Annotated in this window: 10 protein-coding genes; 8 read left to right on the forward strand and 2 right to left on the reverse strand. The window is 72.8% G+C overall.

The genetic code is table 11. The features are described 5' to 3' along the window. Nucleotides 1-256: 256 nt before the first annotated feature. The 6 genes from ureA to ACFWJB_RS34835 all read left to right on the forward strand — a co-directional run bounded on the left by ureA (nt 257) and on the right by ACFWJB_RS34835 (nt 7,671). Nucleotides 257-961 (forward strand): urease subunit gamma, encoded by a 705-nt coding sequence (ureA, locus tag ACFWJB_RS34810; protein ID WP_385471618.1) that lies wholly within the window; start codon nt 257-259, stop codon nt 959-961. Next, a complete protein-coding gene (locus ACFWJB_RS34815) occupies nt 958-2,673 on the forward strand; it encodes an urease subunit alpha (protein ID WP_386927291.1) in 1,716 nt (571 codons plus the stop codon). Before ureA ends, ACFWJB_RS34815 begins: the two co-directional genes overlap by 4 nt. A 50-nt stretch (nt 2,674-2,723) precedes the next feature. After that, nucleotides 2,724-3,731, forward strand: a complete 1,008-nt coding sequence (locus ACFWJB_RS34820) for an agmatine/peptidylarginine deiminase (protein WP_385471640.1) — start codon at nt 2,724-2,726, stop codon at nt 3,729-3,731. A 9-nt stretch (nt 3,732-3,740) separates the two neighbouring features. Further along, entirely contained in the window at nt 3,741-4,349 is a 609-nt protein-coding gene (locus ACFWJB_RS34825) for a TetR/AcrR family transcriptional regulator (protein ID WP_385471624.1), read from the forward strand. A 309-nt stretch (nt 4,350-4,658) separates the two neighbouring features. Further along, nucleotides 4,659-6,263 carry a citramalate synthase gene (gene cimA, locus ACFWJB_RS34830; RefSeq protein WP_386927294.1) on the forward strand — a complete coding sequence of 535 codons (1,605 nt, stop codon included), beginning with the start codon at nt 4,659-4,661 and terminating at the stop codon, nt 6,261-6,263. Between the two features lie 61 nt (nt 6,264-6,324). Beyond that, complete coding sequence (locus ACFWJB_RS34835) at nt 6,325-7,671, forward strand: hypothetical protein (protein ID WP_386927296.1); 1,347 nt, start codon at nt 6,325-6,327, stop codon at nt 7,669-7,671. A 40-nt stretch (nt 7,672-7,711) separates the two neighbouring features. Here ACFWJB_RS34835 and ACFWJB_RS34840 read toward each other — a convergent pair whose 3' ends face one another. Together ACFWJB_RS34840 and ACFWJB_RS34845 are read right to left on the reverse strand one after the other, a co-directional pair. Then, the gene (locus ACFWJB_RS34840; protein WP_385471632.1) at nt 7,712-8,881 is read right to left on the reverse strand and encodes a Cmx/CmrA family chloramphenicol efflux MFS transporter; all 1,170 of its coding nucleotides are present in this window, start codon (nt 8,879-8,881) and stop codon (nt 7,712-7,714) included. A 333-nt stretch (nt 8,882-9,214) separates the two neighbouring features. Then, nucleotides 9,215-9,820, reverse strand: coding sequence for a YceI family protein (locus tag ACFWJB_RS34845; RefSeq protein WP_386927301.1), 606 nt, complete (start codon nt 9,818-9,820; stop codon nt 9,215-9,217). Between the two features lie 169 nt (nt 9,821-9,989). Here ACFWJB_RS34845 and ACFWJB_RS34850 point away from each other — a divergent pair, with 169 nt between their 5' ends. Both ACFWJB_RS34850 and ACFWJB_RS34855 read left to right on the forward strand, forming a co-directional pair. Then, entirely contained in the window at nt 9,990-12,341 is a 2,352-nt protein-coding gene (locus ACFWJB_RS34850) for a polysaccharide lyase 8 family protein (protein WP_386927298.1), read from the forward strand. Nucleotides 12,342-12,495: 154 nt separating this feature from the next. Then, nucleotides 12,496-12,852 (forward strand): carboxyl transferase domain-containing protein (locus tag ACFWJB_RS34855; protein WP_385471637.1); only part of this gene is annotated, 357 nt, incomplete at its 3' end.

The following is a 12,852-nucleotide window of genomic DNA, read 5'->3' on the forward strand; positions in this document are numbered from 1 at the left end:
GGGGCCCGCGTTCTACTCTCCTCCCGGGGCCGCCCGGGTGTGCCCTGGTTTGGTTTTTTTATCTTGTGCCTTTTTCTGTGCCGGGCGCTTTGGGGGGCCGGGCGCGTGTGCCGCCCCTACGCACGTCCCACCGCCCGGCCAGCCTATTAGAGCGTTACTCAAACTTATCTCGGTCATTCAGGCCCCCTCCCTTTCCTCCCGCACGTCTCGTGTTTAGAGTGTCGTTCAAACGCGAGACGCAAGGAGGTGCCGTGGCGTGCGACTGACTCCCACGGAACGTGACCGGCTGCTGCTCTTCGGGGCCGCGGAGCTGGCCCGTGCCCGCCGGGCCAGAGGGCTCCGGCTCAACGTGCCGGAAGCGACCGCCCTGATCGCGGACACCGTGTGCGAGGCCGCCCGCGACGGTGCGCGGCTCGCCGAGGCCGTCGAACGCGCCCGGTCCGTCCTCGGCCCCGACGACGTGCTGCCCGGGGTCGCCGACGTGGTCACCGAGGTCCACGTGGAGGCGGTCTTCGACGACGGCACCCGGCTCGCGGTGGTCTCCGACCCTATCGGAGGAGGGCTGGGCGACCGGGCCCCGGGCGCGCTGCTGCCCGGGCCGCGGCACTCCGAGCCGGAGGCGGTGATCCGGCTGACCGTCGCCAACACCGCCACCGTCCCGGTCTCCGTCACCTCCCACTTCCACTTCTTCGAAGCCAACCCGCGCCTGGACTTCGACCGCGGGCGGGCCTACGGCATGCGCCTGGCCGTGCCCGCGGGGTCCTCCGTCCGCTTCGGGCCGGGGGAGAGCGCCGAGGTCGGGCTCGTGCCCATCGGCGGGCGCCGCGTCGCGATCGGGTTCGCCGGTCTGGTCGACGGCCCGCTGGACGCGCCGGGCGCCAAGGAGGAAGCCCTCCGCAGGGCCGCTGCCTGCGGATATCTGGGCGCCGTACAGGAAACGCCGGAAGGAGGCGAACGATGAGCCGCTCGAAGGGACGGGAGATCAGCGAGGCGATCCACGTCGACCCCCGCGCCTACGCCGCCACGCACGGCCCGCGTGCCGGTGACCGCGTCCGCCTCGGCGACTCGGGACTGACGATCCGCGTCGAGTCCGACGCCCAGCGGTACGGTGACGAGTTCCTCGCCGGCTTCGGCAAGACCGCCCGCGACGGACTGCACCTCAAGGCCGCCGCCGTGCGCGAGACCTGCGACGTCGTCATCAGCAACGTCGTCGTGATCGACGCCGTGCAGGGGATCCGGAAGGTCTCCATCGGCATCCGCGAGGGCCGGATCCACTCCATCGGCCGGGCCGGCAACCCCGACACCCTCGACGGCGTCGACGTCGTGGTCGGCACCGGCACGTCCATCGTGTCCGGCGAGGGCCTCATCGCCACCGCCGGAGCCGTCGACACCCACGTCCACCTGCTCTCCCCGCGCATCATGGAGGCCTCGCTCGCCTCCGGCGTGACGACGATCATCGGCCAGGAGTTCGGCCCGGTCTGGGGCGTCGGCGTCAACTCGCCCTGGGCGCTGAGGCACGCGTTCGGCGCGTTCGACGCCTGGCCGGTCAACATCGGCTTCCTGGGCCGGGGTTCCTCCTCCCACGAGGCGCCGCTCGTGGAGGCCCTGGCCGAGGGCGGGGCGAGCGGCTTCAAGGTGCACGAGGACATGGGCGCCCACACGCGCGCGCTCGACACGGCGCTGCGCGTCGCCGAGGAGCACGACGTCCAGGTCGCCCTGCACAGCGACGGCCTGAACGAGTGCCTCTCCGTGGAGGACACCCTCCGCGTCCTGGAGGGCCGCACCATCCACGCCTTCCACATCGAGGGCTGCGGCGGCGGACACGTCCCCAACGTGCTGAAGATGGCCGGCGTCCCCAACGTCATCGGCTCCTCCACCAACCCCACCCTGCCCTTCGGCCGGGACGCGGTCGCCGAGCACTACGGCATGATCGTCTCCGTCCACGACCTCAAGACCGACCTGCCGGGCGACGCCGCCATGGCCCGCGACCGCATCCGCGCCGGCACCATGGGCGCCGAGGACGTGCTGCACGACCTGGGCGCGATCGGCATCACCTCCTCCGACGCCCAGGGCATGGGCCGGGCCGGCGAGACGGTCCGCCGCACCTTCGCCATGGCCGGCAAGATGAAGGCCGAGTTCGGCGCCCCGGACGACGACAACGACAACGACCGCGTCCTGCGCTACATCGCCAAGCTGACCATCAACCCCGCCATCGCCCACGGCCTGTCCCACGAGGTCGGCTCGATCGAGACCGGCAAGCTCGCCGACATCGTCCTGTGGCGCCCGGAGTACTTCGGGGCCAAGCCGCAGCTCGTCCTCAAGTCCGGCTTCCCGGCCTACGGCGTCGTCGGCGACCCGAACGCGGCCACCGACACCTGCGAACCCCTCGTCCTCGGCCCGCAGTTCGGCGCGCACGGCGCCACACCGGCCGAGATATCGGTGGCCTTCGTCGCCCGGGCCGCCCTCGACCAGGGTTACGACACCATGCCGACCCGGCGGCGCAGGGTCGCCGTGCGCGGCACCCGCGGCATCGGCCCCGCCGACCTGCGCCTGAACTCCCGTACCGGACAGGTCGACGTGGACCGGCGCACCGGCCTGGTCACCCTCGACGGCGAACCGCTGCGCTCCGAACCGGCCGAGTCCGTCTCCCTCAACCGTCTCTACTTCCTGTGAAGGCTCCCGTGAAGGCACCCGCCACGACCCCCGCCGCCGACGGTTTCCGCATGCCCCCCGAGTGGGCCCCGCACGAGCGCACCTGGATGGCCTGGCCCGGCCCCAACCCCACCTTCGACACCCCGGACGACCTGGCCGCCGCCCGCACCGCCTGGGCGTCCGTCGCCCGCGCCGTGCGCCGCTTCGAGCCGGTCACGGTGGTGTGCGGCCCGGGCCAGTCCGCCGAGGCGCGGACGCTGCTGGGCGACGGCGTCGAGACGGTGGAACGCGAGCTGGACGACGCCTGGATGCGCGACATCGGCCCCACCTTCCTCACCGACGGGAGCCGGCTGGCCGCCGTCGACTGGACCTTCAACGGCTGGGGCGCCCAGGACTGGGCCCGCTGGGAGCACGACGCGAAGATCGGGGCGTACGTCGCGGACCTCGCGGGCGCCCGGACGTACGGCTCGCCGCTCGTCAACGAGGGCGGCGGCATCCACGTCGACGGCGAGGGCACGGTGCTGCTCACCGAGACCGTCCAGCTCGGCCCCGAGCGCAACCCCCACCGGAGCCGCGAGGAGGTCGAGGCGGAGATCCACGCCCACCTCGGCACCAGCAGGGCGATCTGGCTGCCGCGCGGCCTGACCTCCGACTATCCGCCGTACGGCTACGGCACCCTCGGTCACGTCGACATCGTCGCCGCCTTCGCCGCCCCGGGCGTCGTCGTCGCCCACCACCAGCCCGACCCGGCCCACCCCGACCACGAGGTCACCAAGGAGGCCATCGGCGTCCTGCGCGCGGCCACCGACGCCCGCGGCCGCGCCCTCGAGGTCGTCGAGATCCCCGCCCCGACCGTCCTGGAGGCCGACGGCCACTGGGCCGACTACTCCTACATCAACCACTACCTCTGCAACGGCGGCGTCGTCCTGTGCGCCTTCGACGACCCGCGCGACGAGATCGCGGCCGGCATCCTCCGCCGCCTCCACCCGGGCCGCACGGTGACCCTCGTGGACGCGCGTACGATCTTCGCGGGCGGCGGAGGCATCCACTGCATCACGCAGCAGCAGCCGAGGATCTAGGAGCGCGACATGACCGGTGGTGGGCGCAGACAGGCCCCGCCGCGGGAGGACGTGCTCGCCGCCGCCATGGAGATGATCGCCGAGCGCGGCCTGGAGAAGCTCACCATGGCGGCGCTCGGCCGCGAGGTCGGCATGAGCAGCGGCCACCTCCTGTACTACTTCCACTCCAAGGACGAGCTGCTGCTGCGCACCCTGGAGTGGAGCGAGGGCCGCCTCGGCGCGGAGCGCGCCCGCCTGCTCACCCGGACCGGCCCGGTCCGCGAACGCCTCGCCGCCTACGTCGACCTGTACGTGCCCGACGGCCACCGCGACCCGCACTGGACGCTGTGGCTGGAGGTGTGGAACCGCTCGCAGAGCGCTGCCGTCGAATCCGACGCCCGCGACCGGCAGGCCGCCATCGAGGGCGCCTGGCACCGCGACCTGGTCGCCCTGCTCGCCGAGGGCGTCTCGCGCGGCGAGTTCCGCCCCGTCGACCCCGACCGGTTCGCGGCCCGCCTGCGCGCCCTCCTCGACGGCTTCGCCATCCACGTGGCCATCGGGCTGCGCGGCACGGACCGGGCCCAGGTCCTCGCGCACGTGGGGGAGTTCGTCGCCGAGGGCCTCTACGCGGAGCCGTGACGCGGACGGGCCCCGCTCGCATCCTGAGACGGACGGTGAGAAGGCGGACGGACTGTGCCAGACTGCCGCCGTGCTCTCGTTCGCCATGATTATTGGCAGCAGGCGCGCCGGTCCGCAGTGACCACCACGTACGACCAGGTACGGGTGGACACCGTCGTCCTCGACCCGCGCGCAGACCTCTCGCACCCGCGAGAGGTTTTTCGTTTTCCTGGCCCACCCGAAGCCGGGAAGAGAGCGCGAGGGATCATAGACGGACGGTGGAGCCGGTCATTCCGGTAGACCGAGATCCCCAACAGGAGCCTTCAGATCATGACCGCAACCAGCGAACTCGACGATTCGTTCCACGTCTTCGACACCACCCTGCGCGACGGCGCGCAGCGGGAGGGCATCAACCTCACGGTCGCGGACAAGCTGGCCATCGCCCGGCACCTGGACGACTTCGGCGTGGGCTTCATCGAGGGCGGCTGGCCGGGCGCGAACCCGCGCGACACCGAGTTCTTCGCCCGCGCCCAGCAGGAGATCGACTTCCGGCACGCCCAGCTGGTCGCCTTCGGTTCCACCCGCCGCGCCGGAACGACGGCCGCCGAGGACCCGCAGGTCAGGGCGCTGCTCGAGTCCGGCGCCCAGGTGATCACGCTGGTCGCCAAGTCCCACGACCGGCACGTCGAACTGGCGCTGCGCACCACGCTCGACGAGAACCTGGCCATGGTCGCGGACACGGTGTCCCACCTGAAGGCCCAGGGCCGCCGGGTCTTCGTCGACTGCGAGCACTTCTTCGACGGCTACCGCGCCAACGCCGAGTACGCGAAGGCCGTCGTCCGCGCCGCCTCCGGAGCGGGCGCCGACGTCGTCGTCCTGTGCGACACCAACGGCGGCATGCTCCCCGCCCAGATCCAGGCCGTGGTCGCCACGGTGCTGGCCGACACCGGCGCCCGGCTCGGCATCCACGCCCAGGACGACACCGGGTGCGCGGTCGCCAACACCCTCGCGGCGGTCGACGCGGGCGCGACCCACGTCCAGTGCACGGCGAACGGCTACGGCGAGCGCGTCGGCAACGCCAACCTGTTCCCCGTCGTGGCCGCCCTCGAGCTGAAGTACGGCAAGCGGGTGCTGCCCGAGGGACGCCTGCGCGAGATGACGCGGATCTCCCACGCCATCGCCGAGGTCGTCAACCTCACCCCCTCCACCCACCAGCCCTACGTCGGCGTCTCCGCCTTCGCGCACAAGGCCGGCCTGCACGCCTCCGCGATCAAGGTCGACCCGGACCTGTACCAGCACATCGACCCCGAGCTGGTCGGCAACACCATGCGCATGCTGGTCTCCGACATGGCCGGCCGCGCCTCCATCGAGCTCAAGGGCAAGGAACTCGGCATCGACCTCGGCGGCGACCGGGAACTGGTCGGCCGGGTCGTCGAGCGGGTGAAGGAGCGCGAGCTCAAGGGCTACACGTACGAGGCCGCGGACGCGAGCTTCGAACTGCTGCTGCGCGCGGAGGCCGAGGGCAGGCGGCTGGAGTACTTCGAGGTCGAGTCCTGGCGCGCGATCGTCGAGGACCGCCCCGACGGCACCCACGCCAACGAGGCCACCGTGAAGCTGTGGGCCAAGGGCGAGCGCATCGTCGCCACGGCCGAGGGCAACGGCCCGGTCAACGCCCTGGACCGCGCCCTGCGCGTCGCCCTGGAGAAGATCTACCCGGAGCTCGCCAAGCTCGGCCTCGTCGACTACAAGGTCCGCATCCTGGAGGGCGTGCAGGGTACCCAGTCCACGACCCGGGTCCTCATCTCCACGTCCGACGGGACGGGCGAGTGGTCCACGGTCGGCGTCGCGGACAACGTCATCGCCGCCTCCTGGCAGGCACTGGAGGACGCGTACACGTACGGCCTGCTGCGGGCCGGCGTCGCACCGGCCCGGTGAGCGAGGCCTTCCCTCCCCTCACCGATGTCTCATTGATGAGGATTCGGGTACTTTCGAACGTATGAAGGGCGCCCGTACGCAAGTCCTCATACGCCTGCTGGTCGTGCCGGTCGTCGCCGCCCTCGCGGTGCTGATGGCCGGCGCGCCCGGCGCCCACGCGGCCACGGACGTGTCCGAGATCGGCGCGGCCCTGCGCGAAAGTCCCGTGTACGTGGATCCGGCCGCCTCCGACCTGCTGTCCAAGGCGGACGCCGAGTCGCTCGCCGACAAGATCAAGAGCGCGGACGAGCCGGTCTTCGTGGCGGTCCTGCCCGCGGACTACCCGACGCAGAACCTCTTCCAGAACCTCCGCACGGAGACCGGCATCACCGGCCTGTACGGCGTCCGTCTCGGCGACCGCTTCGACGCGCGCGCCGACAGCAGCGTGCTCAGCCGCCAGGGCGTGAACAACCTGGTGACGGCCGTACAGGGCGCCGGCGATCCCAAGGCCCAGCTCAACGACTTCGTCGACGACGCGCTGCGCAGCGTGCGCGGCTCCGCCCCGGCGTCCTGGGACTCGGGCGGCTCCACCGTCTCGACCGGAGCCCTGATCGGCGCCGGCGCGGTCGTGGTGGTCGGCGGCGCGGGCGCCTACGCGGTGGTGCGGCGCAACCGGCACCGCCGCGAGCAGGAGCAGCGGGCCGCGCTGGAGCGGCTGCGGGTGGTGGTCGACGAGGACATCACGGCGTTCGGCGAGGAACTCGACCGCCTGGACTTCCACCCCGCCGAGCCCGGCGCGGACGACGCGATGCGCGCCGACTACGAACGCTCCCTGGACGCCTACGACCAGGCGAAGACGTCCATGGCGGACGCCCGCCGGCCGGAGGACGTACGGGCCGTCACCGAAGCCCTGGAGGACGGCCGCTTCTCCCTCGCGCAGCTCTCCGCCCGCCGAGCCGGCAGGCCCCTGCCGGAGCGCCGCCCGCCCTGCTTCTTCGACCCGCGCCACGGTCCGTCCGTGGCCGACGCGACCTGGACCCCGCCGGGCGGCGTCACCCGTGAGGTGCCGGTCTGCGCGGCCGACCGGACCCGCCTGTCCGACGGCCGGGACCCCATGGTCCGCGAGGTGGACACCGACTACGGCCGCCGCCCGTACTGGGACGCGGGCCCGGCCTACGGCCCCTGGGCGGGCGGCTACTTCGGCGGCGGCATCCTGCCCGGCCTGCTGGTCGGCACGATGCTGGGCAGCATGATGGCCACCCCCACCTACGCGGCCGACTACGGCGCCGGGTACGGCGACTTCGGCGGGTACGGCGGAGGTGACGTGTCCGGCGGCGACTTCGACCCCGGCGACTTCGGCGGCGGTTTCGGGGACGGTTTCGGCGGCGGCGACTTCGGCGGCGGAGGGGACTTCGGCGGGGGCTTCTGAGACAGCCGCCCCCGCCGCGAGCCGGCCGGTGGTGCCCCGGTCAGGCCCGCGTCGTGCGCCACGCCCGGGCCGCGCCGGCGGCGGGGGCCGCGAGGGCGAGCGCGACGGCGGCCGCCGCGAGCCCCGCGCTCACCCACACCGGCGAACGGTGGCCGTATCCCGCGCCGATCGCCGCGCCCCCGGCCCACGGGCCCAGCGCGGCGCCGACGTTGAACGCGGCCGTCGCGAAGCCGCCGGCCAGCGTGGGGGCGCCCGGCGCGGCGTAGAGGACCTGCGAGATCAGCGTGGAGCCCACGCCGAAGGACAGGGCCCCCTGCACGAAGACGAGCCCGAGCGCGAGGACCGCGTGCCCGGCACCGAGCGCGAGTGCCGCCCACCCGGCGCACAGCGCGGCCCCGCCCGCCGTCACCACCGGCCCCGGATGCCGGTCGGCGAACCGTCCGGCCGCGGCGGCCCCGGCGAACGACCCGGCACCGAACAGCGCGAGCACCCCGGGCGTCCACGCGTCGTCCAGCCCGCCGACCTCGGTGGTCAGGGGCGCGAGGTAGGTGAACGTGCAGAAGGTCGCCCCGTTCACCAGGGCGCCCAGCGCCAGCGTGCCCAGCAGACGCGGGCTGCGCAGGGCCCCCAGCTCGCCCCGCAGCGGGGGAGCGGCGGCATCGGCGGCCCCGGCCGGCACCGACCGGGCGACGGCGGCCACGGCGGGCACCGACAGCAGGGCCACCGCCCAGAAGGCCGACCGCCAGCCCCACACCTGCCCGAGGAGCGCCCCGGCGGGCACCCCGAACACGCAGGCCAGGGTCACCCCGCCCAGCAGCATGGACGTGGCCCGCCCCGTGGCGCCGGGCGGCACCATGCCGACGGCGGTCACCAGGGCGACGGCCAGGAATCCGGCGTTGGCCAGCGCACCGGCCACGCGCGTGACGAGCAGCGTCCCGAAGCTGTCGGTGACGGCGCCGGCCACATGGACGGCGAGGAAGACGAGGAGGAAACCGAGCAGGGCCCCGCGCCGGGACCACCGCCGTGCGAGCCCCGCCATCAGCGGCGCCCCGACGAGCATTCCCACCGCGAAGGCGGAGGTCAGGGCCCCCGCCGCCGGGAGGGAGACGTGCATGTCCCTCGCGATGTCCGGAAGCAGCCCGGACAGCATGAACTCGGACGTACCCTGCGCGAACACGGCAAGGCCCAGCAGAAGAAGAGCGAACGGCATGAAGGAACTCCGCACCCCGGAAGTCGACGTCGAACACGACACGGCGGACGGCTGTCCGGCGGCGGTCATGGCGACGACGGCTCCGGGTACGCGCGGAGCGCGCCCCTCAGTCCGACGTCACGAACGGCCACCGGAGAACCGGTGGCCGGAGTCTGGATGCCTCGGGGCTGTTCACGGAGTGCAGGCTAGCGCTTTTCACGGTGGATCGTGACCGGCTTCCGCCGGAGAACCGCGACGCGGTCCGAAGGACGGCCGGCCGGCCGGCCCGGCCGCCGTATCGGGTCCGGGCCGCCGCCGGCGTGTACTTCGCCGCCCCCGGGAGGGCGGGGAGGCTCACGCCTGCTTGATCGCCGAGACGTCGAAGTTCAGCTTGATCTTGTCGGACACCAGGACGCCACCCGTCTCCAGGGCCGCGTTCCAGGTCAGGCCCCACTCGGAGCGCAGGATCTCCGCCTTGCCCTCGAAGCCGACGCGCTCGTTGCCGAACGGGTCCTTGGCGGCGCCGTTGAACTCCAGGTCGATGGTGATCGGCTTGGTGGTGCCCAGGATCGTCAGGTCGCCGGTGATGCGGTAGTCGTCCCCGCCGAGGGCCTCCGCCTTGGTGGAACGGAAGGTCATCTTGGGGAACTCGTCCGTCTTGAAGAAGTCCGCGCTCTTCAGGTGGCCGTCGCGGTCGGCGGACCCGGTGTCGATGCTGTCCATCGTGATGTCGAGGGTCGCCGTGGAGTCGGCCGGGGCGGAGCCGTCCAGGTGCAGCGTGCCGGTGAAGTCGAGGAACTTGCCCTTGACGTTCGTGACCATGGCGTGCCGGGCGACGAAACCGATCGTGGTGTGCGACGGGTCGATCGCGTAGTCGCCGGTGAGGGCAGCCAGGTCCGGGTTGACGGCGGCGGCGGGGGTGGCGGCGGGGGCGGCGGACTTGTTGCCGAAGAGGCCCATGACGTTCTCCTTGATGTTCGTCGCGTTCGTTGAATGTTCAAGCAGTTCCAACGAGAACGACCGTAGACCTATTCCGTTCAATGTTCAACATCATTCGGGAAGTTTCTCGGAAGGATCATCTGGACGGTGTGCTTCCGCCTCCGTCGCGGACGTGATAGACGCCATGGACATGACCTCTCCGTGGCATCATGCCCACCGGACCACCGCCGCTCCCACCCGCCGCACCGTCCTGCTCGCCGCGGCCCTCGCCGCCGGCCTCGCCCCGGCGCTCACCGCCCCCGCCGCGGCCGCCGACGACCCCTACGCCACCCTCCGGCGGCGCTGGCTCGACATCGCCCTCGGCACCGGCTACGACCCGGCCGCCGAACCCTACGCCGCACGCCTCGCCGAGACCGGCGAACGCGCCCGCGCCTTCCGCGCCACCCTGGCCCCCACCCCCACGTCACTGTGGGCCGGCCACCCCTTCGACCCGCCCGCCGGCATCACCTTCAGCTACGGCCGGCTGTGGACCATGACACAGGCGTACGTCCAGCAGGGCACCGGTTCCACCGGCGACGCGACGCTCCTCGCCGACATCCTGCGCGGCCTCGACCACCTCTCGGCCACCGTCTACAGCCCCGCCACCACCCGCTACGGCAACTGGTGGGAGTGGCAGATCGGCAGCCCGCGCCTGCTCATGGACATCACGGCCGCCCTGTACGAGCACCTCGGCACCGATCGCGTCACCGCCGCCTGCGCCGCCGTCGACCACTTCGTCCCCGACGCGATGCTCGGCGACTACACCGGCACCTCCACCGGCGCCAACCGCGTCGACCTGTGCCGCTCCGTCGCCCTGCGCGGCATCCTGGGCCGCGCCCCCGCCAGGATCGCCCTCGCCCGCGACGCCCTCTCGCCCGTCTTCCCGTACGTCACCGAGGGCGACGGCCTCTACGCCGACGGGTCGTTCGTCCAGCACACCTGGGTCGCCTACTCGGGCACGTACGGCCAGGTCATGCTGGACGGACTCGGGCGGCTGTTCACCCTGCTCGCCGGGTCGGAGTGGGAGGTCACCGACCCGGGCCGGCAGACCGTCCTAGACAGCGTCGAGCGCGCCTACGCACCGTTCGTCCACGACGGCCTGGTCATGGACGTGGTCAACGGGCGTGCCATCAGCCGCGGGCTCCTCGCGAGCGACGACCTGCACGTCATGCGCAGCGACCACTTCCACGGGCAGCAGCTCATCGCGGCCATGGCGGTCCTGGCGGGCGGGGCGAGCGAGGCCGAGCGCGACCGCTGGCACGCGCGGATCAAGGGCTGGATCGCACGCGACACCGTCACGCCCGTCCTCACCGCGCCCCAGTTCGGCGTGGCCGACCTGGCCCGGCTGCGGGCCGTCGCCGACTCGCCCGTCCCGGCGGCACCCGAGCCCACCGGCCACCACCTCTTCGCCGCCATGGACCGTGCCGTGCACCGCCGGCCCGCCTTCACCGCGGGCCTCGCCATGGCCGGCGACCGCATCGCCCACTACGAGTGCGGCAACGGCGAGAACCCCCGCGGCTGGCACACGGGCTCCGGGATGCTCACCTGGTGGGCCGACGGAAGCCGGTCCGACCAGTACACCGACTGGTTCTGGCCGACCGTCGACTGGTACCGCCTGCCCGGCACCACGGTCTCCACCCGACGGCTGCCCGACCGGGCGGGCGGCGAGTGGGGCGAGCCCAAGCCGGACGTGCGCTGGGTCGGCGGGGCGACGGACGGCGAGTACGCCGCCGTCGGCCAGCACCTCAAAGGGCTCGGCTCCACCCTGGAGGCCCGCAAGTCGTGGTACTTCCTGGCCGACGCCGTGGTCTGCCTGGGAGCCGGCATCACCTGCGCGGACGGCGTCCCCGTCGAGACGGTCGTCGACAACCGCAATCTGGGCGAGGGCGGCACCCAGGCCCTCACCCGCGGCCGGGACTGGGCCCACCTGGAGGGCCACGGCGGCTGGGTCGTGCCCGACGGCCCGCTGCACACCCTGCGCGAGGACCGCACCGGCGCCTGGTCCGACATCAACACCACCAGCACCAGCGAGCGCCGCACCCGACGCTGGCAGACGCTCTGGCTGGACCACGGCACGGACCCGGACGACGCCGGGTACGTCTACGTCCTCATGCCGGGAGCCTCCCGCCGGGCGGTCGCCCGGCGCGCCGCCGACCGCGGGTGGATGACGGTCCTCGCCAACGACGACCTGTGCCAGGCCCTCGCCGTGCCCTCGCTCGGCGTGACGGCGGCGAACTTCTGGCGGTCCGGTACGGCCGGCCCCCTCACCGCGACGGCGGGGGCGAGCGTGCTGGTCCGCCGCCGGGGCCGTACCGCTACGCTCTGCGTGAGCGAACCGCCGCGCACCGGCGCGCCCCTGGAGATCGTCTGGGATCATCCGGTGGGGGGTGTCGTCAGGGCCGACGAGTCGGTCGAGATCCTCGCCACCGGCCGCCGGCTGAGCCTCCGTGTCACTCCAGGGGTGGTATGTACCACCCACGAATGTGAGGTGACTCTCAGCTGACGGCTTTGTGTGACCCCTACAAGGCTCAGGCCCCCTGAACAGTCGAAACGGCTGTATGCCGTCAGGGTTCTGTTCAGGGGTACCAGGAAAACACGCCGGAGACTGTACGGAGTCGACGGCTCGCTTTCGCCGGTCGGCTTCGTAGAGTCGCTACATGACCGTTTTGGATGAGGCGCCGGGTGAGCCGACGGACGCGCGCGGGCGAGTAGCCGAACTGCACGAGATCCGTGCCCAGGCGCTGGCCGGGCCGAGCGAGAAGGCGACGGCGGCGCAGCACGCCAAGGGCAAGCTGACCGCGCGCGAGCGGATCGGGCTGCTGGTCGATCCCGGGTCCTTCCAGGAGGTCGAGCAGCTGCGCCGGCACCGGGCGAGCGGCTTCGGCCTGGAGGCCAAGAAGCCCTACACCGACGGTGTGGTCACCGGCTGGGGCACGGTGGAGGGCCGCACGGTCTTCGTCTACGCCCACGACTTCCGCATCTTCGGCGGCGCGCTGGGCGAGGCCCACGCCACG

Origin of the sequence: Streptomyces sp. NPDC127100, assembly GCF_042724095.1 — a bacterium.
Lineage (GTDB): Bacteria > Actinomycetota > Actinomycetes > Streptomycetales > Streptomycetaceae > Streptomyces.

Bases quoted from the DNA above. Each gene is read 5' to 3' on its own strand.
- ACFWJB_RS34815 (WP_386927291.1), top strand. From the start codon at position 958: ATGAGCCGCTCGAAGGGACGGGAGATCAGCGAGGCGATCCACGTCGAC.
- cimA (WP_386927294.1), top strand. From the start codon at position 4,659: ATGACCGCAACCAGCGAACTCGACGATTCGTTCCACGTCTTCGACACC.
- ACFWJB_RS34845 (WP_386927301.1), bottom strand. From the start codon at position 9,820: ATGGGCCTCTTCGGCAACAAGTCCGCCGCCCCCGCCGCCACCCCCGCC.
- ACFWJB_RS34820 (WP_385471640.1), top strand. From the start codon at position 2,724: ATGCCCCCCGAGTGGGCCCCGCACGAGCGCACCTGGATGGCCTGGCCC.
- ACFWJB_RS34840 (WP_385471632.1), bottom strand. From the start codon at position 8,881: ATGCCGTTCGCTCTTCTTCTGCTGGGCCTTGCCGTGTTCGCGCAGGGT.
- ACFWJB_RS34850 (WP_386927298.1), top strand. From the start codon at position 9,990: ATGACCTCTCCGTGGCATCATGCCCACCGGACCACCGCCGCTCCCACC.
- ACFWJB_RS34825 (WP_385471624.1), top strand. From the start codon at position 3,741: ATGACCGGTGGTGGGCGCAGACAGGCCCCGCCGCGGGAGGACGTGCTC.
- ACFWJB_RS34835 (WP_386927296.1), top strand. From the start codon at position 6,325: ATGAAGGGCGCCCGTACGCAAGTCCTCATACGCCTGCTGGTCGTGCCG.